The sequence below is a fragment of the Maribacter antarcticus DSM 21422 genome, assembly GCF_000621125.1.
GTDB lineage: Bacteria > Bacteroidota > Bacteroidia > Flavobacteriales > Flavobacteriaceae > Maribacter > Maribacter antarcticus.
The window spans coordinates 229,699-252,761 of record NZ_JHZC01000007.1 but is presented as its reverse complement, the minus strand read 5'-3'; the positions used below and the strand labels follow the sequence as shown (position 1 = coordinate 252,761).

Here is a 23,063-nt window from a genome sequence, read left to right as displayed (position 1 = left end):
ATTACTAGCAGCTAACCGCCTAGTCCTCCACCTAAAATCCCCGATAAGGAATTCCCTACCGCACCTAGATTTAATTTAGACAATATTTCGGCTACTACATCTCCTCCGACAGCACCATAGACTAATTGAATAATTAAAGGTAAATATTCTTCCATTATATGGATAATCAAATGGTTACATATTAACACTGTTAAAATGATATACGTAATCTTTAGAGCTGAGCATAAGGAAATAGTAAATCAGTGTTATTGTTGGAAACACGTAAAGCGTAGTCAAACACATTGGGAACGGACAACTAAAGTCTCTCGTTTAACCGTATTATTATTATTTTTGCTGTCCCTAAAACTTATCGCTAACTTCCACTTTACAAATTGAATACCACAACAATGAAATTATTTTATCTACTTACTTTATTCAGTTTGAGCGTTGGACTAGCGCAAATTAAACCCACTTCATCTGAGCAAGTGAGCAGCGCGCTGAAATCAAAAGCGACCCTTTCTGAACAATCCCTATTCAAAAACATACCGTTAACCAGCATTGGACCTACGGTCATGAGTGGTCGCGTTGCTGATTTGGAAGTCAACCCAGAAGACCCAACTGAATTCTACGTGGGCTATGCATCAGGAGGCGTTTGGCACACCAAAAATAATGGCACTACGTTTACGCCCATTATGGATAATGCCCCAAGCATCAATGTTGGGGACATAGGGATTCATTGGCCATCCAGAACCATTTGGGTAGGCACTGGAGAGAATATTTCTTCACGATCCTCCTACTCAGGTATTGGGATGCTAAAGACTACAGATAACGGAGAAACTTGGGAGCTAAAAGGCTTAAAAGATGCCCATCACTTTGGTCGTATTCTAGTGCATCCAACCAATCAAAACGAAATAGTCGTAGGTGTTACTGGCAGCCTCTACACTACTAACGAAGAACGTGGCATGTACAAAACTACTGATGGTGGTGCGACTTGGAAAAAAACCTTATACATAAACAACAGTACAGGAATAATCGATGTGGCACATGCGCCAAAGGATTTTTCCATACAGTATGCAGCGGCATGGGAAAAAGAACGGAAAGCATGGGATTTTACAGGAAACGGTAATGCTTCGGGGATTTACAAAAGTACCGACTCAGGTAGCTCTTGGGTTGAAATTTCAACACCAAAAAGTGGGTTCCCAACAGGAGAAGGCGTTGGTAGAATTGGCTTTGCTGTTTACGATGAAAAGACAGTATATGCAGTACATGACAATCAGTTTAGAAGATCAAAAAAATCGGACGACACATCAAAAAAATCAGAAGGTCTATCAAAAAAGGACTTTAGCTCCATGACAGCGAATGATTTTCAAAAATTAAGTGATACCGATTTGAATAGTTTTTTTAAAGACAATCGGTTTCCTGAGGAATATACAGCAGCGGTAGTTAAGGAAATGATTTCCAAAAATAAGATTGAAATTTCGGATATAGCTCGTTATTTAGGGGAAGATAACCCAGACGCACCGAAGACCCCGGTTATTGGTGCAGAAGTATATCGAAGTGATGATGCAGGGAACACATGGAAAAAGCAAAATAAGGACTATATAGACGACCTGTTCTATAGCTATGGGTATGTGTTTGCTCAAGTGCGCGTAGATGCTTCCAATAAAGACAAAATCTATCTGTTAGGCGTTCCTATCATTAAATCTAACGATGCGGGGGAAACCTATTCGTCCATTCAAAAGGAAAATGTGCATGTAGATCATCATTCCCTTTGGGTGAACCCTAAAAGACCTGGACATTTAATCAACGGGAACGATGGCGGCTTAAATATTTCATATGACGATGGAGAGCACTGGACCAAGAACAATTCCGAATCCGTAGGCACCTTCTTTGCGGTTAACATTGACCACCAAGAACCCTACAACGTATATGGCGGGCTGCAAGATAATGGAGTTTGGATGGGGCCACACCATGCCAAAAGCGATTTTGCCTGGCAACAGAACGGACACCATCCTTGGAAAGGTATCGCGGGAGGCGATGGAATGCAAATTCAGATAGACCGCCGAAATCCAAATATTGTATTTACAGGTTCTCAATTTGGTTATTATTCCCGTATTGATATTGAAAACGACAAACGGACCTTTATAAAGCCGTCCCATAAATTGGGAGAGGTACCTTATCGGTTTAATTGGGAATCTCCTATCCTACTGTCCTCTCATAATCAGGATATTCTTTATTTTGGAACGAACAAATTTATGCGCTCCATGAACCAAGGCGATACTTGGGAGGCTATTTCACCTGACCTTACTGCTGGCGGTAAAAAAGGCAACGTACCGTATGGTACTTTGACTACAATTTCAGAATCACCTTTTCAATTTGGACTGCTATACGCTGGAAGTGACGATGGTATGGTACATATTTCCAAAAATGGCGGTAGTACTTGGGAAGAAATAGGACAAAATATAGGCTTAACGGGGCTTAAGTCAGCCGAAAAGCTTTGGGTTGCACAAGTACTGGCATCAACCCATAAAAAGGAACGGGTTTACGTAGCGTTAAGTGGATATCGTTATGACGATTTTACAATCTATTTGTATAAAAGTGATGATTATGGAACCACGTGGAAGTCAATTGCCTCCAATATTCCAAATTCCCCAGTAAACGTAATCCTCGAAGACCCAGAAAACGAAAATCTTCTCTTTGTAGGAACGGATAACGGATTATATGCCTCTATAAATCAAGGGGTATCTTGGGAGACCTTTCAAAACGAAATACCCAATGTAGCCATACACGACCTAGTCATACAACCAGAAGCCAAACACTTGATTATAGCCACCCACGGCCGAGGTATTTATAAATCAAATATTGCACCCTTGCAACTCATGACGCCTAACATGGTAGTCAAAGACCTCTCCGTTTTTGATTTGGAAAACATAAAACATTCCAGCAGATGGGGCAACGCTTGGAGTTCTTGGATGAAGGCTAATACACCGGGACTAGACGTAACTTTTTATTCCTCGAACCCAGACACTATTAAAGCATTGGTTAAAACCGATGATAACATTGTGGTTAGCGAAACAGCACTAAAGGCTGACAAAGGGCTTAACGTACTTTCATTCGATGTAGCATTCTCCAAAATGGGCAAAATAAACTACCTTAAAAAACACAAAGCCAAGTTGGAGCAGGCAAAAGATGGGAAAACCTATCTTCCTAAAGGCACCTATACCATAGAACTTGCCGGGAATGGGGCAAAAGAAATCAAAACATTTACAATTGAATAACAATAACATGAAACAACATAAAATATTACTGGCTATGCTTCTGTTATTTCTAGGAGTTTACTCGAACGCACAAGGATTAGATAAAACTATAAACGTATTAATTATCGATGGCCAGAATAACCATGTACAATGGCCAAAGACTACCCATATGCTAAAGGCCTATTTAGAGGAAAGTGGTCTTTTTAAGGTGGATGTTCAACGCTCTGCTTACACCTGGAAAGGAGAAGAATTCATCCTAGAATTTCCTATAGACCAAAAAACCGAAGCCTTGGAAAATCCAAAACCTGATTCAAATTTTAGTCCAGAATTCTCTAAATACGATGTGATCATCTCCAATTTTGGTTGGAATGCAGCGGATTGGACAGATGCAACTCAAAAATCCTTTGAAAACTATATAGAAAATGGGGGTGGATTGGTTGTATTTCATGCAGCAGACAACTCTTTCCCAAAATGGGAGGTCTATAATAAAATGATCGGTCTTGGTGGATGGGGCGATCGTAATGAAAAAGATGGTCCATACGTTTATTATAACGATGAAGATGAACTAGTCTATGATACGGAGCCTGGCAACGGCGGTGAACATGGCCCACAAAGTGAATATCAGATTCAGCTTAGAATTACAGAACATCCCATTACAAAAGGGATGCCTACCCTATGGATGCATACCAAGGACGAACTCTATGCTAAATTAAGAGGCCCCGCAGAGAATATGGAGATTTTAGCAACGGCTTTTGCCGACCCCGATAACAAAGGCACGGGACGGCACGAACCGGCCCTAATGACTCTGACCTATGGCAAAGGGCGCATATTCCATAACATTATGGGACATGCTGATTATTCTGTTGCCTGTGTCGGCTTTATAACAACAATGTTGAGAGGAACAGAATGGGCGGCAACAGGCCAGGTAACCCAAGAAATTCCCGAGAACTTCCCTTCAGAAGAAAAGTCGAGCTCTTTATCAACCGAGTATTGAGTATATGCTTAAAAAGTCTTATTGTTTTGTTTTACTAAGTTTGGTTTTTAAGGATACGCTCATTGCTAAAAGAAACAATAGCTATAGAATGAATATGAAGTATCTAAAAAAAATTAAACAACTTATATCCACAGTAAAATATATGGAGCTCACTTTAAGTATTCCCGCCCTATTATTTCCAGCTATTTCTTTAACTATGCTAGCCTATAACGCGCGCTATCTAGCGATTGCAGCATTAATCCGTCAATTACACCAAAAATATCAAGAGACAGCATCCGAATCTGTTAGATTACAAGTCAAAAAGCTGAGTAGAAGATTAACCATCATAAAGCATATGCAGGCCACTGCGATTTTCAGTTTTTTATTAGCGGTTATTACGATGGCATTGATTTACTTAGAACATTCCACATTGGCCAACGTAGTTTTTGGCTTTAGTCTTATGGCTTTGATGACTTCCTTGGTCCTAAGTTTAATAGAAGTCCAATTATCTACCAAAGCACTTTCCATTCAACTCAAGGATATGGAATAATGGCTGTCTTTAGTGGCTTTAAGGAAAAGGGTCATTCCTCTTTAAAACAGTATTGGTATAGACCTCTAGAAAAAGCATTGACCAACTTAAAATACCTTTTGGGTGAAAGCGTACTTACTCAAGAAGAATTTGATACAGAAAAAATAAAGATTTTAAAGGGTGAATACGCAGAAATAGCTAACATCTCAGATGTATTTACACTTTGAAATAAATTTCAGAAGCCCTTATCGACAAAATACACTAACCAACTCAGTAGTCGGTTTTTTTAAACTGATTTTCACCATACATTAAAAGAAGTCGACAAAAGCAATATTTTAGAGCACAAAGAGCAGAATACTATCTGTTTATAAAACTTTTGACAAAAAAACAGACTGGATAGTTTGTTTTTTAAAGTTCTAAAAGTGCGTTTCATCGAACGTATACCATCACTTTTACATATTTATTTTGAATTTGGTAACAACTGAATAAAAAACTTATTTCTTAGAAATCAAATCTGAATGGTTTAACAATAACTTACATCAAATAAATCTTATATAATATGCATATATTTATGACCTTGTCAAAACTACTCTTTAGTTATGCAATATGTAAAGCAGCTAGATTATTTTAAGAACATAAGAGAAGTACGAGAGTTCGAATTTGGAAGTTTCTACTTTTTCGATGGTTTGGTTATATCTGAAATAAATAAAGGTGTTTTCTTCCGATGGAAAATGGCTGAAAAAGCTGTTAAAGCCGCTAAGGAGTTTTATAAGGAAGAACAACCCATTGCCTATATTTCCAACCGAATTCATAGTTATACCGTGGCACCGACCGATTGGCTCAAATTTTATAACCACAGACATGAATTAGCATACTATTCGGTAGTGGGCAGCACCAAAGGAAGTTTGCCTAGCACCCTGTTAGAAAAAATGTTTTTCAAAGGCTCTCTAATGCAGTTCAATGAACTAGACGAGGCTATAGCTTGGAGTTTGGAAAAACTAGAGGCGTACAATAGTGCGCGACTTTAAAGCTTAACCATTCCAATATGTAATAAAGCATCGCCTTAATTAACGACCGCTTAGTCGTTTAAACAACTAATATAACCGTCAAAAGGAGCTTTTATTAGCGTTGTTTTCTGTGCATAAGTATCGAACACTATAGCTAAAAGTTTGTCTTTTTCAACTTTGGCGCCATTAAAAACCTATAGCACAAAAATTCCGACTGTTGATGCGCGCAATCACTTACGACGTTCCAGATAAATAGATTCATCACCTTTTTTGTCGTTACCAATACTATCAAAAAACATTTCTAAAGATTCAAATATCACAAGGATATCAGAAATCCCCTATTGGATAGAAAAATCATCAGAACGCATACTTTCCCCCGCTTCAAAAACGATAGCCGGCTTGTTCAAACGAAATACCATATTCCTAAAGAAGCCCTTAATTAACTTAGAAGAAAAAGTTAGCGGCGCATTAAACATTTTGACCAAAGTATCACTTTTCTTATCTTCCTTGGTATATCTTATTTAGGGATAATTATGTCGCTGCCCCCCACCAGTGTGCAAACTTATTTGAGGTAGTATTCCATTCAAATAGCGACAGGCTATCCCACTGGCCATGGAGCCAGACTTTGTTCCAGGAAAACTTGTATTTACATCCTTACCGCCTGGTACGTGTGTAGAATAGTGGATACATCCAAAAATATTAAGAATAGGCACTGCAATAACTGCCCCTACATTTACATTAAAACTACCATTGTGTGACATACTACGGTCTATCTCCACACCGTATACCACATTTCCTTGTAATCATGCCTAGACCAGTACCACGGTACCGGCCATTTTAGTATTAAAAACATAAACCAAGGTATTTATTAAGATTCCGATAGCTAAACAGTCAATGATTATTTTTACGAACCTGTTTTTGCCAAGAGGAACAGAATTTCCTCCAATAGTTGTTGTTTTATTTTCTCTTTCGATTTCTTTGTTTCTAAATAAATGCTGTGATTTTCTTAGCCAAATTTACACCTGTCGCAATTTTCTTAACCTATTGGATGATACCCTCTTCCTAAAACAAATTTTTAGACTAGTGTTACCTAAATTTATAAAGTACTCCGTATGGCCAATCTTTTCTATACAAAGCGCACACTTTTCAGACTCCTTTGCTAAACACTTGGCGGGCTGCTGCTTTTTCTGTTTAATAGAATATGTTTAAATATGGTATTTCCCCAGTAAAATCTAAACAGGTTTTTTAATGTGATCAAAATGTGTCTAAATAAGATACTAAAGCCATATAAAAGTTGTTAATAACTAACCCGTACCGTAAATTTGTACAGATAAAAAATCAATAAATGAGTGGTTTGTTAACATCTTCAATTGCCAGAAAAGTAGTGATGGCCCTTTCTGGTATTTTTTTGGTCTTCTTTCTAGGCCAACATTTTGTAATCAACATTACTTCTGTTATTGCTCCCAACACGTTTAATAGTTGGTCCCATTTTATGGGATACAATCCTTTAGTGCAATATCTTCTTCAACCTATTCTTATCGCTGGTGTTGTTGTCCACTTCGCCATGGGGATTGCTTTAGAAATTCAAAATACAAGAGCAAGAACAGTGAAATATGCGAAATACAAAGGGAGTGCAAATGCTTCCTGGATTTCAAGAAATATGATCATCACAGGACTCGTTGTACTCGCTTTTCTAGGTTTGCATATGTATGATTTTTGGATACATGAAATGGCCTATAAATATATTGAGGCCAACCCAGAGGACCCAACAAGATATTATGAAGAAACTGTAGAGAAATTTGAGCCACTTGTTAGAACGGTAATATATGTTGCCTCATTTGGGTTATTGGCATTGCACTTATTACATGGTTTTGCCTCCTCCTTTCAAACTATGGGAATAAACAACAAATATTCTCCAGCGATACAAACATTTACTAAGATATATGCTATCGGAATTCCTTTAGGATTCGCATTCATCGCAATATATCATCACCTTAACCCAATAACACATTAAATATGGGCATATTGGATTCTAAAGTTCCTTCAGGGCCGCTGGCCGATAAATGGACTAACCATAAAAATAAAATTAATCTAGTAAATCCAGCTAACAAACGGAACATAGATATTATCGTTGTAGGTACCGGATTAGCAGGAGGTTCTGCCGCCGCCACCTTAGCTGAATTAGGCTATAACGTAAAAACGTTTTGCTATCAAGATTCTCCTAGACGTGCCCACTCAATTGCAGCACAAGGAGGCATTAACGCGGCTAAAAATTACCAGGGTGATGGTGATAGTAGTTATCGCTTATTCTACGACACCGTTAAAGGAGGAGATTATCGCTCTAGAGAGGCTAACGTTTATCGTTTAGCGGAAGTATCTGGTCAAATAATTGACCAATGTGTGGCGCAAGGAGTCCCTTTTGCAAGAGAGTACGGTGGTTTATTGGATAATCGTTCTTTTGGTGGTGTTTTGGTTTCTAGAACATTTTATGCTAAAGGTCAAACGGGACAGCAATTATTGTTAGGTGCTTATTCGGCAATGAACCGACAAATCAATCGGGGTAAGATTCAACCTTTTAATCGTCATGAGATGATGGATTTGGTGAAGATTGATGGAAAAGCCCGAGGTATTATAGCACGTAACCTCATAACTGGTGAAATAGAAAGGCATTCTGCCCACGCTGTTGTATTAGCAACCGGTGGATATGGCAATGTATTTTTCCTTTCTACGAACGCCATGGGAAGTAATGCAATGGCGGCTTGGAGAGCACACCGTAGAGGAGCTCATTTTGCAAATCCTTGCTTTACACAAATACACCCCACTTGTATTCCTGTTTCTGGAGATCATCAATCCAAACTAACCTTAATGTCTGAATCATTAAGAAACGATGGACGAATCTGGGTTCCTTCAAAAGAAGCAGATGCACAGGCAATAAGAGATGGCAAATTAAAACCTACTTCAATTAACGAAGAAGATAGAGATTACTTTTTGGAAAGAAGATACCCTGCATTTGGCAACTTAGTCCCAAGAGATGTTGCTTCTAGAGCTGCAAAAGAACGTTGTGACGCCGGTTTTGGAGTCAACAAAACAGGGGAAGCTGTTTATTTAGACTTCGACGCGGCCATTACAAGATATGGTCATGAAAAAGCTTTGACCAGCGGTCATAAAGAAGCAACAGACAAAGAAGTTCGCACATACGGAGAAGAGGTGATAGAGACCAAATATGGTAACCTTTTCCAAATGTATGAGAAAATTGTAGATGAAAATCCATACAAAACACCAATGATGATTTATCCCGCAGTACACTATACTATGGGTGGACTATGGGTGGATTATAACTTGCAAACCACAATTGAAGGTTGTTATGCCGCAGGTGAAGCAAACTTTAGTGATCACGGAGCAAATAGGCTCGGCGCTTCCGCATTAATGCAAGGTTTAGCCGATGGGTATTTTGTGCTTCCATACACGATTGGCGATTATTTGTCGAACGATATTAGAACCGGAAAAATCCCTACAGATTCTCCAGAATTCGATGCCGCCGAAAAAGAAGTTCGTGAACGAATGGCAAAATTAATAAACGGCAAGGGAACCCATTCTGTAGATTATTACCATAAAATACTTGGTAAAATCATGTGGAATAAATGTGGAATGTCAAGGAACGTCAAGGAATTGCAGGAGGCCATAGATGAAATATCAGCTTTAAGAGCAGATTTTTGGGAAAACGTGCGAGTTCCAGGATCAATAGACAGCAAGAACCAAGAGTTAGAGAAAGCAGGACGTGTAGCGGACTTCTTAGAGCTTGGAGAATTGTTCGCAAAAGATGCATTGACGCGTAATGAATCTTGCGGTGGGCATTTCCGTGAAGAGTACCAAACTCCGGAAGGTGAAGCTTTACGAGACGATGAGAACTTTAAGTTTGTGTCATCTTGGGAATATAAAGGCGAACCTAAAGACGCTGTGCTTCACAAGGAAGAGTTGAAGTACGAGAATATCGAATTGAAAACTAGAAGTTATAAATAGTTTCGTGTTGATGCGCTAGAAATAGAATCATCCACGAACTACAAAATAAAAGCTATGAAATTAACATTAAAAATCTGGCGTCAGAAGGATGCTAATTCCAAAGGAAAAATGATGGATTATGCCATAGATGGTATAGATGGTGATATGTCTTTTTTAGAGATGATGGATGTTCTTAATGAAAATTTGAATAACAAAGGTGAAGAGCCGGTGGAATTTGACCATGATTGTCGCGAAGGCATTTGTGGATCCTGCTCCCTTCAAATAAATGGTGAACCTCACGGACCAGATAGATTAGTCACTACCTGTCAATTGCATATGCGTAAATTCAACGATGGTGATACGATAACTATTGAGCCCTTTAGAGCAAAAGCTTTCCCTGTTATTAAAGATTTGATTGTAGATCGTACAGCATTCGATAGAATACAACAAGCTGGCGGTTACATTTCTGTGAACACCTCTGGAAATACTCAAGATGCAAACTCAATTCCTATTGATAAGCACGATGCAGACGATGCCTTTTATTCAGCTGCATGTATTGGTTGTGGTGCTTGTGTAGCCGCTTGTAAAAATGCAAGCGCAATGTTATTTACCTCAGCTAAAATATCTCAATATGCATTGTTACCACAAGGACAGGTAGAAGCTGTAGACAGGGTACAGAACATGGTACGTCAAATGGATTTAGAAGGTTTTGGCAACTGTACGAATACCGGTGCCTGTGAGATAGAGTGTCCTAAAGGAATTTCCTTAGAGAACATTGCACGTATGAACCGTGAATATCTTAGTGCCAGTGTCAAGGGTTAAATCGATACCATTTATTTATATACATATGAAATCCCATGCATCAACGTATGGGGTTTTTTATTTTTAGCATATATCCAAAAATGTCGTGAAGAACACATCATAGTCACGCCCTTTAGAAACGAAGTCACTGCTCATTGGTAAAATCAGCTGACCTAAACTATCTTTAAAATAAATTGATTTTGCTATGCGTCATTCCTCAAAACTACCTACTATAAAGACGACTATTTTTACCACGATAGGAAACTTGGCCCGAAAACATAAGGCCACTGATCTCTCCCAAGGCTTTCCTAATTTTGAGGCTGACCCAAAGCTTATACAATTAGTCTCCAAAGCGATGCAAAACGGGCATAATCAATATGCTCCCATGCAAGGACACTACGGACTTCGAGAAGCTATTTCCGGAAAGATTCTAAAAGCTCATAATTATGAGTATCATCCCGAAACAGAAATCACTATCACGGTAGGTGCGACACAAGCAATTTTTACGGCCATTACAGCATTTATTCATACAGGCGACGAGGTAGTTGTTATAAAACCTGCTTACGACTGTTACGAGCCCGCTATTATGTTAAACGGAGGTATTCCGGTTTATCTGCAGTTACCAGCCCGTGACTATAGTATCGACTGGGAGGCTTTTCAAAAATTGATTACCGCTAAAACCAAAATGGTTATTCTAAATACGCCACATAATCCCACGGGGCGTATACTTTCAAACGAAGATATGCTCAAACTAGAAGCAATTCTAAGGCCTACAAATATTCTTCTATTAAGCGATGAGGTATACGAACATATTATCTTCGACAGTAAAGACCATGAAAGCGCCTGCCGTTATCCCGACTTGGCCAAAAGAAGCTTTATCTGTGCTTCTTTCGGAAAAACCTTTCATGTTACTGGATGGAAAGTAGGCTATTGCGTAGCTCCAGAGCCCCTTATGGCAGAGTTTAGAAAAGTCCACCAATTTGCCGTGTTTTGTGTAGACCATCCTGTTCAAAGGGCTTTGGCAGAATACCTACAGGATAAAAATCACTACCTACATCTAAACGACTTCTACCAGAAAAAACGAGATTTATTTTTAGAGGGGCTAGACGCTTCCAGATTTACTTTTAAACCTAGCGCCGGAACTTATTTTCAACTTTTAGATTACAGTGCTATTACAGATGAGCATGATGAAGATTTCGCCAAAAGATTAATTACAGATTATAAATTAGCCAGTATTCCTATTTCTTCATTTAATTCTAAAAAAGAAAACAACATGATGCTTCGCTTTTGTTTTGCTAAAAAACGTGAAACTTTAGAAGAAGCTCTTGACATTCTTAATCGAATTTAAGGTAATGCGGCATTTATTTTAATCATAAACTCGCCAATCTTATTAGGTTCTAACCATCGTGTCACTATGACCATATCGTTTTCTTTATCTATTACAATAAAATTCCCTCCAAATCCTGCAGCATAATAAATGTTTTCCGACAGACCTTCCCAATGTCTATCTCCTTTTTTGTTTAACCACCACATGTAGCCATAATTCACGTTAGGTTTTGATGGTGCTATCGCCTTCTTAATCCAATCTTCACTTATCAAACGCTCTTGCTTCCATTTGCCATTATTTAAGAATAATAAGCCAAAACGTGCCATATCCTCTGTATTAATAAAAAGTCCAGCACCCGAATGTCCACCTCCAGTTACCGATTTCATTTTAATACCATCAACTTCAGTCCAAGCGTGGTCATAACCGTACCAACGCCACGTTGTTGACGCCCCGATTTTATCCATAATCTTATCCTTCAGCACCAAGGGCATAGGCTTACGCCATACATGGGTAAGTGCATAAGCTAGCACATTTACACGAACATCGTTGTATTCCATAAAAGTTCCAGGTTCTTTGGGTTCTTCGAATTTCCAGTCATCGATGTCCCCTTCTTTTGGTGGCCTATCAGCCCAATCCTTGCCACCCCAAATGGCTCCCGACCAAGAAGAATTTTGCTGCAGTAAATGTTCCCAATTAACTTTTGAATTATGTTTTCCATCAAAAGTTCCATCCCAGATGTACTGCCTTACTTTATCATTTGTATTTGCAATAAGGCCGTTATCAAAAGCCAAACCGGCCATGGTGCTTAAAAAGCTTTTGGTTACGCTAAAGGTCATATCTACACGCTTGGTATCCCCCCAAACTGCTACAATGTGCCCATTTTTCAGTATCATGCCCGCTGGTCCTCCTCTCTTTTTGGTTGGTCCTAAAATGTTATGAAAAGGCTCATTTTCAAATCCTTTAAGAATAGCAATCCTTAAATCCCGAGAGCCCAAATATTCGTTAGACTTGGCAAATGAAACAGCCTCCTCCAATCTTGAATTATCAATACTAAACGCCTTCGCCGATTTCTGTTCCCAAACAGCATTACGCTCTGGAAAATAATAATCCTGTGACTGTCCAACCAAAATAAACGAAAGCAGAAAAAAAACCGTGGTCAAATATCTCATGTGTAGTCCTCTATTAGTTTGGTAAGGTAGTTAAATCACACCTCATTAACCAATCTGTCTGTTCATCAGTTCCAATGTAATAGGGATGGGTTCCAAACTTGGAGAAACCATATCGTTGATAAAATCGTATGGCTTTTTTATTCTTCTCCCAAACCCCAAGCCAAACATAACGCTTATCTAATCTCAAAGCTATTTCTTGTACTTTTCGAAGTATACCTAGACCATATCCGCGACCTTGAAAAGCTTCCACTACATAAATACGCTCTAACTCCATACCTTCAGCTACTCTCAGCTCTGTTTGGGCTTGATTTTGATTAAGCTTTAGATATCCTATAACGTGCGTATCCAAATACACAAAATAGAAAAAGCTATCGGGGTTTCGTAGCTGTGACAATAGCACTTTCTCGTTAAACGCAATACCGATATATGTATTAAAATCGTCAGGTTTGTTATCCTTCTCAAAAGCATTTATAAAAGTGCTTTTAGAAATCGCCAAGAGCTGATCAATATCATTATCCTTACACTGTCTAAAATTTAATTCCACCGACTAAAGATAAAATATTTCTAAATAATTTGTTTCCCTTCCATGCGAGATATAAAAAAACTATAGGTGAACTAATAGCAACAAAAAAAAGAGCCCCTTTGGATAGGTGCTCTTTCATTATCATTTTTATAAAAGAATGCTATAGCATAAATAACTTTTTAATCAACCGAATGATACCGCTGAAGAAATCATTGTGATATACTTGTGGTTTTTCTTGTGGCGCCATGGAGTTCCTATTAGGTTGATTTTATGCTTTTTCTTGAGTCGTATAATAGTTTCAACACTATTAATATATCAGTTAACGTTTTTGAAAATCATATTATTGTTGTAATCTATTCTAAAATGTTGTGAAATAAATAAAGTGCTACTTTTTGTAGATACAATAAAAGTATAACCTACTCTATTTTCATCTCGGGCACTGCGCCTTTTATAATAAGTTTGCCCTCTGTAGCCCCTCTAATGTCCTCCACGGTAACACCAGGAGCCCGCTCTAATAATAAGAAACCATCAGGGGTGATTTCCAAAACAGCAAGGTTAGTCACAATTTTCTTAACGCAACCCACACCCGTTAATGGCAAGGAACATTTTTTTAATAATTTAGATTCTCCTGCTCTGTTCGTGTGCATCATAGCTACGATGATTTGCTCTGCCGAAGCGACCAAATCCATGGCTCCTCCCATCCCCTTAACCATTTTACCAGGAATTTTCCAATTCGCAATATCTCCATTTTGGGCAACTTCCATTGCTCCAAGAATCGTCAGGTCTACGTGCTTTCCTCTTATCATGCCGAAACTAAGGACAGAATCAAAAAAAGATGCCCCGGGTAAGGTTGTAATTGTTTGCTTACCCGCATTGATGATATCAGCATCCTCCTCGCCCTCAAATGGAAAAGGACCCATGCCTAAAACGCCGTTTTCACTTTGAAACTCTACACTTGTGTCGTCTCGCACATAGTTGGCCACCAATGTGGGTATTCCTATTCCTAAATTAACATAAAATCCGTTCTGTACTTCTTGTGCAATACGTTTTGCAATTCCATTTTTATCCAGCATGGCTTAGTTCCTTTGTCTTACAGTTCGCTGCTCTATTCTCTTTTCAAAGATTTCTCCTTGAAATATACGCTGCACAAATATTCCGGGGATATGCACTTGATTTGGGTCGAGGCCTCCTGCAGGTACCAGCTCCTCTACCTCAACTACGGTAACTTTCGCAGCGCCGCACATACACGGGTTAAAGTTCCGCGCAGTTCCCTTAAAAATAAGATTACCTGCCTCATCTCCTTTCCACGCTTTTATAAAAGCAAAGTCTGCTTTGTATGCCTCTTCCAATACATACATTTTACCATCAAACTCACGCGTTTCCTTTCCTTCTGCTACTTCGGTTCCGTATCCTGCTGGTGTAAAAAACGCAGGAAAACCACCTTGGGCTGCCCTACACTTTTCCGCAAGCGTACCTTGTGGGGTAAGCTCTACTTCTAGTTCTCCACTTAACATCTGACGTTCAAACTCATCGTTTTCGCCAACATAAGAAGATATCATTTTTTTTATCTGATGTTTCTGTAGCAATAGTCCCAAGCCAAAATCATCTACACCGGCATTATTAGAAATACAGGTAATATCGGTTACGCCTAAAGCAACTAGTTGGGCAATGGCATTTTCAGGTATTCCGCACAGGCCGAATCCTCCCAACATTAAGGTCATACCATCCTCTATCCCTTTTAGTGCCTCATGCACATTAGCAACCGTTTTTTTTATCATAGCTCCTTACATTATAGCATGTACAATGTACCGCTAATATTGATGTATTCCCAAAAAAAAGACCCCGCATTTTGCGAGGTCAGTAAATTATTTAGGTATAATACGTAGCTTTCACTTCATCAATCCTAAAAATCCAAATCCTCCAAATCCTCCTCTATATCAGTATCTTGCCTTTGGTTTTCACTAAATTTATCGCAATCAATTTCTATAGACATATCCTCAGGTTTTTCAAAATCCGCTGTGGAGATAGCTAGCTCCTCATTAGCGTAGTTCTTTTTCATATACAAGCCCCATATAGGCAAAGCCATGGTTGCGCCTTGGCCGTACGTAATACTTTTAAAGTGCGTAGCACGTTCTTCACCGCCTACCCAAACACCAGTAACCAAATTAGGCACCATTCCCATAAACCAACCATCACTATTGTTTTGGGTAGTACCCGTTTTACCTGCGATAGGATTCGTAAGCCCATACGGATAGCCTGTAATCACTTTCTTATATACTGAATTATCTTTATTATAGTTATGGCGTAAACGCGTTCCAGAACCTCCTTCGGTTACCCCCTTCATTAGGTCTACCATGGTATAGGAAACTTCTTTACTAAGTACATCTTTAGTCTCTGGTACATATTCATAAAGCACGGTGCCGTTCTTATCCTCTATACGGGTGACCATTACCGGTTTTACATACACACCTTGGTTGGCAAAAGCACCATAAGCTCCTACCATTTCATATACGCTTACTTCCTCTGTTCCTAAGGCTATGGCAGGCACCGCTAAGATGTCGCCGGTAAAGCCCAAGTTCTTTACAATAGATACGACTGATTTTGGCCCAACCTTATCTATAAGCTGCGCCGTAACTGTATTTACAGAGTTTGCCAGCGCATATTTCAAAGTCATGTCCCTTCCAGAATACTTGGAATCGGAATTCCTAGGACACCAGGGCTCCATATTACCATGTTTACCTGCCTCGATACAGTACTGCGTATCTGGAAACGTTTCGCATGGTGATAATCGCAATTGGTCTATCGCTGCGGCATAGACAAAAGGTTTAAAAGTAGAACCAGCTTGCCGTGCGCCCTGTATCACGTTGTCATACTGAAAATGCTTATAATCGACACCCCCAACCCATGCTTTTACGTGGCCGGATTGTGGTTCCATGGACATCATTGATGCCCTTAAGAAGGTTTTATAATACCGGATGGAATCCATTGGAGTAAGTATCGTGTCTTTTTCTCTGGTATCACTTTTCCAGTCAAAAACCGTCATTTCTGTCCTTTTGGTAAATGACTCTCGAATTTCGTTTTCAGATTTCCCTACATCTTTCATTTTTCGCCACCGCTCCGAAGATTTAATGGCTCTTTCCATAATTCTGTCCGTTTCCTCTGTGGTGAGGTCTAAAAATGGTGCTGTGGGATTTTTATCTGGTGTATTCTGACGAAAAAATTCAGCTTGCAGTCGTTCCATGTGTTGGGAAACAGACTCTTCAGCATTCTGCTGCATTCTAGAATCAATCGTAGTGTATATTTTTAATCCGTCTAGGTACAAATTATAACGATCACGTTCCCCTGCCATTGCCGGTTTAGGGTTCTTATTTATCCAACCTCTCATAAAACGTTGAAGGTACATTCTAAAATAAGTAGCCAAGCCTTCCCGGTGGCTTTCCGGATTAAAGTTAATATCCATCTTTAAGGCCTGTAACGAATCTTTTTCGTTCTCAGTAATGTATTCGTACCGCGCCAACTGTCCCAATACTATATTTCGTTTATTCAGCGTAATCTCTTCTCGTCGTAACGGGTTAAAAAGCGATGAATTTTGAAGCATACCCACCAACATAGCAGATTCTTCAACTTTTAGGTCCTTTGGTTCTTTACCAAAATAAATTCGGGATGCAGAGCGGATACCGTCAGCGTTATTACCAAAATCATAGATATTCAAATACATACTTATGATTTCTTCCTTGGTGTAGCTGCGTTCCAAACGAGCAGCCAGGACCCATTCCTTTAGTTTTTGTTGAATGGTCTCCAACTTATTCCTAGATCTTACACCCACAAAGAGTTGGCGTGCCAACTGCTGGGTAATAGTACTTGCTCCTCCTCGCTTTCCTAAGTAGAATGCCGCTCTAAGAGTTCCCCGAGCATCTATGCCTGAATGGTCCCTAAAACGAATATCCTCACTTGCGATAAGGGTATTAACTAAGTTTTCTGGCAGGTCTTCGTAGGTTACATCGGTTCTGTTATCGTCCAAATAAAATTTTCCTAAAAGCTTTCCATCAGAGGATACTATTTGCGATGCCAAATTGGTCTGTGGATTTTCTAGATACTCATAGGGTGGTAAATCACCGAATAAGCCCCAGGAAGCGGATAAAAAAAGCAATGCAAAGAACGCAATACCGGAAACAAAAAGTATCCAAAACCATTTGATGTATTTAAAAAACCCAAGAGGTTCCTTCTTTTTAACCGTTTTCGCCATTAAACTAGGGGTTAGTTTCTATTATTTCTATACCCACATCCGTAATGCCTTCCAATCCAATAACACCGGATACGTTGCCATTTTTACGCATTGCATGTGAGAGCTTTAAGGTATATACGCCAGAAGTAGGAAAAACGATGTTTTCCTTGTACCATAATTTATTCTCTTTAAGACTACCACCGCCCTTTCCCAACCAAGTGCCATCTGGCAAGGCCATTACATATTCTAGGGTGTCTTGTACTACTTCCCCTTCAGGAGTATTGAGAGCGGCTATTAAAAAAAGATTGCTGAACCGAAAGTTTTGGTCGTTCCTTACATTAATAAAAATCTGGTATTCTTGGAGGGAATCCATTTCAGAAAAAGCAAATTCCTTAACATCATCCTTATTCCAAACTGAGCCATTCACGCTTTTGTACTCGGAACGGACTATATTGGTATTACAAGAAATTACCATAACACCAAGCATAACAAGACAACTGAGCTTACGCATTATTTGGCTTTCCTTTTCTATTGTTGCTATTTCCTCTACTATTATTGTTGCTATTGCCGTTGTTGCTCTTGTTGTTACTATTGCTAGGATTAGCGTTGCTATTCTTGGCATTGGTAGTGCGTTTACCTTTGTTTCTGTTTCGGCTGTATTTACTGCCCTTAGGCTTGTCAAAACGTGTAAGACTATCCTGACCAACAACATTTTCGAACACTACTTTTTCTTCGATAATATTATCTACCGCATAGGCTTCTAGACTTGCCACTTTTTCCTTATTTCTATTTTTCTCTAAAATCTCATTGACCTGATCTTTGGAAAGTACATGCCAGTTGGCAGGCACATCTTTGTAAGAGAACCATAGTTGTTCTTTGAAAATATCTGTTTTTTGACAAAAAGCGAGCCCTTTTTCGGTAAAAAGCTTGGTTTCCTGCGATGGAAAATCTTTTAAGGCATCTAAATAAACATCTAATTCATAGTTCAAACAACACTTGAGTTTTCCACATTGCCCAGCCAATTTTTGAGGATTGAGCGACAGTTGTTGGTACCGAGCCGCAGAGGTGCTTACCGATCTAAAATCCGTAAGCCATGTGGAACAACAAAGTTCTCTACCACAAGAACCAATACCGCCTAAACGCTGAGCCTCTTGCCTGTAACCGATTTGACGCATTTCTATTCGAATACCAAAGGCCTTGGCCATATCCTTGATTAATTGTCTAAAGTCTACACGGTCTTCTGCAGTATAATAGAATGTAGCCTTCGAACCATCTCCTTGAAACTCCACATCAGAAATCTTCATTTGAAGCTGTAAAATAATGGCAATTTCCCGAGAGCGTTTTTTAATTTCATCTTCTCTATCCCTACATTTCTGCCAAATATCAATGTCTTTTTGGGAGGCCTTTCTGTAGACTTTAGGAAAATCTTCCTTTGTAAAATCTTCCTTTTTACGCTTCATCTGAACCCGAACCAATTCTCCGGTCAAGGTAACCATACCAATATCATGACCCGAAGTTGCTTGTGTAGCAACGATATCGCCAATAGAAAGTGATAGATTTTCTGTGTTTTGGAAAAATTCCTTTCTGCTATTCTTAAATCGGACCTCTACAAAATCAAAACGCTTTTCCCCGTTGGGAAGCGCCATATTTGAAAGCCAATCAAAAACTGTTAATTTATTGCAACCATCCGTACCGCAAGTGCCATTATTCTTGCATCCCTTAGGTTGTCCATCCTTACCGGTAGAACAACTGCTACACCCCATATTATATATATTGACTCCAAAAAACAAGTTGTTTTTTGGATTAAGGTTCGTAAAAAACTAAATCTTAACGGTAAAGATACTATTTTTTTGATGTGAAGGAAAAGGAAGATCTTGGGCAGCCTATAGTTTTATAAAGTGCAATGACATACCCAGCGCAAACCTAGCGCTACTTTTACTACTATTTCCATAAACGTTTTTAGGAAGGTCCTGAGTGTCCTAGGCAATCTGTTTAAACCTCAGCGAAAGTACAGATTAATCTTACTAGCTCTAAGTAACCAAATCTTCTTAAGTTCCTCCTCTTGAAGACAATAAAAAAAATATATTCGAAGTAGTGTGTAGCAAAACACTACTTCTTAAACTTCAACACCTCGGAACGGCCTTTCTTGAATATCTTATTGCTTACCGTTTTACCTCTTCTTAATGCCTTCTGCTCTTCAAATGTCAATTCATGTACCTCCTTACAATTATCTGAACAACAATAGTTCATTTTCTCAGAACAGACCTCACATTGTATAAATAGCAAATGGCAAGCATCATTAACGCAATTCACATGCTCATCACACGGTTGTCCGCACTGGTGGCAACTGGCTATGACATCGTCTGAAATTCGTTCTCCTAGGCGGCTATCAAAAACAAAATTTTTGCCTTTGAACTTATTCTCTAATTTCTGGCTTTCTACCTGTTTGGCATACTCTATAATTCCACCTTCTAATTGATATACTTGTTTAAAGCCTTTATGTTTGTAATATGCGCTGGCTTTTTCGCATCGTATGCCTCCAGTACAGTACATCACCAATTTTTTATCCTCTTTATGGTCTGCTAAATCTTTTTCTATAATATCCAAAGAATCGCGAAATGTATCTACATCTGGCGTAATCGCATTTTCAAAGTGTCCTATTTCACTTTCGTAATGGTTTCGCATATCCACTAAAACCGTATCCGGATCTTCGATAAGTGCATTGAACTCCATTGCATTTGCGTGAACCCCTTTATTGGTGACATCAAAGGAGGCGTCATTAAGGCCATCGGCAACAATTTTATGCCGCACTTTTACCTTCAATTTTAAAAAAGACATATTATCCTGTTCAACCGCAATGTTAAGTCGTACTCCTTTCAAAAAAGAGATACTATCCAAATGCGCCTTAAACGCTTCAAAATTCTCAGCAGGAACAGATAGCTGTGCATTTATACCCTCATGCGCCACGTAAATACGTCCCAAAACTTCTAGGGCATCCCAATGGATGAATAAATGATTTCTAAAAATGGAGGTGTTTACTATGTGTGCGTACTGGTAGAAAGAGATTGTTAACCGTTCTTTACCTGCTTCTTCAATCAAAGCAGCTCTCTCCTTTGCACTTAATGTATTGTACAGTTGCATGCTATACCAATTTCAAGTTAAAGAATTATTACAAGTGTAAAGGTACTACTAATTGAAATTAGATACCGGTGCTATGACTCACCATATGCTATAACCTAAAAAGAGTCTCGGTTTCCCAAGACTCTTTACTGACTATTCCATTTTTTCCTCTTCATAGCAATACTTCCACATACTTAAAAGGAGATAGCCACCAAAATATCTGTTGTTTAAACAACAGAACCAACCATATTAACCAATATTACTGTTAAGATGCCCATGTTCTTGAATGGTTGCGTATAATTGTTTATTATTTTTACAATAAACAGAATGGTGAACAACAACGGGTAATGTTCCATTTAGGTATTAAAACTATCTTTGAACAGTATCCAAAATGGGGTACTAAAGGGTTTTTATTTCTGAACTACTACGATTATGGGCATCTTTATAATTGTAACAAATTTGACCTCACAACAATCATTTAAAAAAAAGAAATGCTAATTTAGCATTTCATAAGATTTATATGTGATTAGGCCATATCAGATAACAATAAAGACAAAATTTATGCGCCTTGATGGAGAATTGAACAAAGCTCCAATACTTTATACCAATAGGTATTCAATATACTAAAAAAACAGACTATGAGTTCCGAGAAAGAAGCAAAATTAAAAGCCCTTAAACTTACCCTTGATAAAATGGACAAAACCTATGGAAAGGGTGCTGTCATGAAATTAGGAGATAGTGTTGTTGCTGACGTAGAGGTGATTCCTTCGGGTTCATTGGGACTTGATGTTGCTTTGGGCGTAGGTGGTTACCCTCGCGGGAGAGTAGTAGAAATTTACGGCCCAGAATCATCAGGTAAAACCACATTAACCTTGCATGCGATTGCAGAGGCGCAAAAAAATGGAGGTATTGCAGCATTTATTGATGCGGAACATGCCTTTGACCGTTTTTATGCTGAAAAATTAGGAGTAGATATCGATAATCTTATCATATCTCAACCTGATAACGGAGAGCAAGGCTTAGAAATTGCAGATAACCTAATACGCTCAGGGGCTATCGACATTGTTGTAATTGATTCTGTTGCCGCGTTAACACCTAAAAGTGAAATTGAAGGTGAAATGGGTGATTCTAAAATGGGATTACACGCACGGTTAATGTCACAAGCCTTAAGAAAACTTACGGGTTCGATAAGTAAGACTGGTTGTACTGTTATTTTCATTAATCAGTTACGTGAAAAAATTGGTGTTATGTTCGGTAATCCCGAAACGACGACCGGTGGTAACGCACTTAAATTTTATGCTTCTGTAAGGCTAGATATAAGAAGGTCTACACAGATAAAAGATACGGATGGCAATGTACAGGGAAATAAGACGCGAGTTAAGGTTGTGAAAAACAAAGTAGCTCCACCTTTTCGTACTACGGAATTTGATATTATGTATGGTGTAGGAATATCGAAAGTAGGCGAAATCGTTGACCTTGGGGTCGAATATGAAATCGTGAAAAAAGCTGGTTCCTGGTTTAGCTACGGGGACACCAAACTAGGACAGGGCAGGGATGCAGTAAAATCACTACTGAATGATAATCCAGAACTATTTGAAGAACTAGATGGTAAAATACGTGAGGCCATAAAGGCTGTAAACTCTTAAACAAGAACTATTATTCACTCATTTTTTACTCTTTTACGCAACCCTTACGAACTATTTTCATCTTATAACTAAAAACAAAGTGCTATGATGAGGAAAAAATTAATATTCCTGCTGTTTTGTGCAGGTGTGTTGCTATGGAGTTGCTCACTAGATGATGATAGTCCCAATTTTCATTTTACCGCCCTTAAGATAAATGCGGCAAACCTGCCAGAGTCATTTGAACTGAATGAAACCTATGAGGTTGTAGTAGATTACACATTACCCAACAACTGCGCCCTTTTTGATGGATTTGAAGTAACCCAAGAGGACACCGCTATAAGAAACGTGGTTGCCATTGGTTCAGTGAGAACAGATCAAGTAGGCTGCAGGGAAGAAACAATTGAAGCGCAAGCTTCTTTCAATTTTACCGTTATTCATGACCAGCCTTACACCTTTAAATTTTATCAAAGCGAAAATAGTGCGGGTGAAAATGAATATCTGGAGGTAATTGTACCTGTAAACTAAAACA

21 protein-coding genes are annotated in these 23,063 nt (G+C 38.9%); 11 read left to right on the top strand and 10 right to left on the bottom strand.

Annotation, left to right across the window (positions count from 1 at the left end; translation table 11 throughout):
* Positions 1–11 precede the first annotated feature (11 nt).
* Complete coding sequence (locus tag Q360_RS26560; RefSeq protein ID WP_245603218.1) at positions 12–155, bottom strand: hypothetical protein; 144 nt, start codon at positions 153–155, stop codon at positions 12–14.
* A gap of 231 nt (positions 156–386) precedes the next feature.
* On the opposite strand from Q360_RS26560, the gene Q360_RS0107995 reads away from it, so the two are divergent.
* The 5 genes from Q360_RS0107995 to Q360_RS0107975 all read left to right on the top strand — a co-directional run bounded on the left by Q360_RS0107995 (position 387) and on the right by Q360_RS0107975 (position 5,766).
* A complete protein-coding gene (locus Q360_RS0107995; RefSeq protein WP_027076625.1) occupies positions 387–3,257 on the top strand; it encodes a glycosyl hydrolase in 2,871 nt (956 codons plus the stop codon).
* Positions 3,258–3,264: 7 nt separating this feature from the next.
* The gene (locus tag Q360_RS0107990; protein ID WP_027076624.1) at positions 3,265–4,230 is read left to right on the top strand and encodes a ThuA domain-containing protein; all 966 of its coding nucleotides are present in this window, start codon (positions 3,265–3,267) and stop codon (positions 4,228–4,230) included.
* Between the two features lie 142 nt (positions 4,231–4,372).
* Entirely contained in the window at positions 4,373–4,759 is a 387-nt protein-coding gene (locus tag Q360_RS0107985; RefSeq protein ID WP_027076623.1) for a DUF2721 domain-containing protein, read from the top strand.
* The gene (locus tag Q360_RS0107980; protein ID WP_027076622.1) at positions 4,759–4,965 is read left to right on the top strand and encodes a hypothetical protein; all 207 of its coding nucleotides are present in this window, start codon (positions 4,759–4,761) and stop codon (positions 4,963–4,965) included. Before Q360_RS0107985 ends, Q360_RS0107980 begins: the two co-directional genes overlap by 1 nt.
* 372 nt (positions 4,966–5,337) lie before the next feature.
* Positions 5,338–5,766, top strand: a complete 429-nt coding sequence (locus Q360_RS0107975) for a hypothetical protein (protein WP_027076621.1) — start codon at positions 5,338–5,340, stop codon at positions 5,764–5,766.
* A gap of 500 nt (positions 5,767–6,266) precedes the next feature.
* On the opposite strand, the gene Q360_RS25165 is transcribed toward Q360_RS0107975, so the two are convergent.
* Entirely contained in the window at positions 6,267–6,506 is a 240-nt protein-coding gene (locus Q360_RS25165) for a M14 family metallopeptidase (protein ID WP_027076620.1), read from the bottom strand.
* Positions 6,507–7,090: 584 nt separating this feature from the next.
* Here Q360_RS25165 and Q360_RS0107960 point away from each other — a divergent pair.
* From Q360_RS0107960 to Q360_RS0107945, 4 genes are all read left to right on the top strand, one after another.
* Positions 7,091–7,759: a succinate dehydrogenase cytochrome b subunit gene (locus Q360_RS0107960; protein ID WP_027076619.1), complete on the top strand. Its 669-nt coding sequence runs from the start codon at positions 7,091–7,093 to the stop codon at positions 7,757–7,759.
* A 2-nt stretch (positions 7,760–7,761) separates the two neighbouring features.
* Entirely contained in the window at positions 7,762–9,765 is a 2,004-nt protein-coding gene (locus Q360_RS0107955) for a fumarate reductase/succinate dehydrogenase flavoprotein subunit (protein WP_027076618.1), read from the top strand.
* A gap of 54 nt (positions 9,766–9,819) precedes the next feature.
* A complete protein-coding gene (locus Q360_RS0107950) occupies positions 9,820–10,566 on the top strand; it encodes a succinate dehydrogenase/fumarate reductase iron-sulfur subunit (protein WP_027076617.1) in 747 nt (248 codons plus the stop codon).
* 184 nt (positions 10,567–10,750) lie between these two features.
* Positions 10,751–11,893, top strand: a complete 1,143-nt coding sequence (locus tag Q360_RS0107945; protein ID WP_027076616.1) for a methionine aminotransferase — start codon at positions 10,751–10,753, stop codon at positions 11,891–11,893.
* Here the strand turns inward: Q360_RS0107945 and Q360_RS0107940 are convergent.
* The 8 genes from Q360_RS0107940 to trhO form a co-directional block, all read right to left on the bottom strand.
* Entirely contained in the window at positions 11,890–13,041 is a 1,152-nt protein-coding gene (locus Q360_RS0107940) for a serine hydrolase domain-containing protein (RefSeq protein WP_027076615.1), read from the bottom strand. The two genes, Q360_RS0107945 and Q360_RS0107940, sit on opposite strands and share 4 nt — an antisense overlap.
* A 13-nt stretch (positions 13,042–13,054) precedes the next feature.
* The gene (locus Q360_RS0107935; protein ID WP_027076614.1) at positions 13,055–13,585 is read right to left on the bottom strand and encodes a GNAT family N-acetyltransferase; all 531 of its coding nucleotides are present in this window, start codon (positions 13,583–13,585) and stop codon (positions 13,055–13,057) included.
* 395 nt (positions 13,586–13,980) lie between these two features.
* On the bottom strand, positions 13,981–14,637 hold the full coding sequence (locus tag Q360_RS0107925) for a 3-oxoacid CoA-transferase subunit B (protein ID WP_027076613.1): 657 nt from the start codon (positions 14,635–14,637) through the stop codon (positions 13,981–13,983).
* 3 nt (positions 14,638–14,640) lie between these two features.
* A complete protein-coding gene (locus Q360_RS0107920; RefSeq protein WP_027076612.1) occupies positions 14,641–15,342 on the bottom strand; it encodes a CoA transferase subunit A in 702 nt (233 codons plus the stop codon).
* 125 nt (positions 15,343–15,467) lie between these two features.
* On the bottom strand, positions 15,468–17,810 hold the full coding sequence (locus Q360_RS0107915) for a penicillin-binding protein 1A (RefSeq protein ID WP_027076611.1): 2,343 nt from the start codon (positions 17,808–17,810) through the stop codon (positions 15,468–15,470).
* A gap of 4 nt (positions 17,811–17,814) precedes the next feature.
* Positions 17,815–18,300 (bottom strand): gliding motility lipoprotein GldH, encoded by a 486-nt coding sequence (locus tag Q360_RS0107910; RefSeq protein WP_027076610.1) that lies wholly within the window; start codon positions 18,298–18,300, stop codon positions 17,815–17,817.
* Positions 18,293–19,552: a PSP1 domain-containing protein gene (locus Q360_RS22755; protein WP_084273394.1), complete on the bottom strand. Its 1,260-nt coding sequence runs from the start codon at positions 19,550–19,552 to the stop codon at positions 18,293–18,295. Before Q360_RS22755 ends, Q360_RS0107910 begins: the two co-directional genes overlap by 8 nt.
* 346 nt (positions 19,553–19,898) lie before the next feature.
* Positions 19,899–20,930, bottom strand: coding sequence for an oxygen-dependent tRNA uridine(34) hydroxylase TrhO (trhO, locus tag Q360_RS0107900; protein WP_027076609.1), 1,032 nt, complete (start codon positions 20,928–20,930; stop codon positions 19,899–19,901).
* Positions 20,931–21,547: 617 nt separating this feature from the next.
* On the opposite strand from trhO, the gene recA reads away from it, so the two are divergent.
* Both recA and Q360_RS0107890 read left to right on the top strand, forming a co-directional pair.
* Complete coding sequence (gene recA / locus Q360_RS0107895) at positions 21,548–22,555, top strand: recombinase RecA (protein ID WP_027076608.1); 1,008 nt, start codon at positions 21,548–21,550, stop codon at positions 22,553–22,555.
* Positions 22,556–22,639: 84 nt separating this feature from the next.
* Positions 22,640–23,059, top strand: a complete 420-nt coding sequence (locus Q360_RS0107890) for a hypothetical protein (RefSeq protein WP_245603217.1) — start codon at positions 22,640–22,642, stop codon at positions 23,057–23,059.
* Positions 23,060–23,063: the final 4 nt, after the last annotated feature.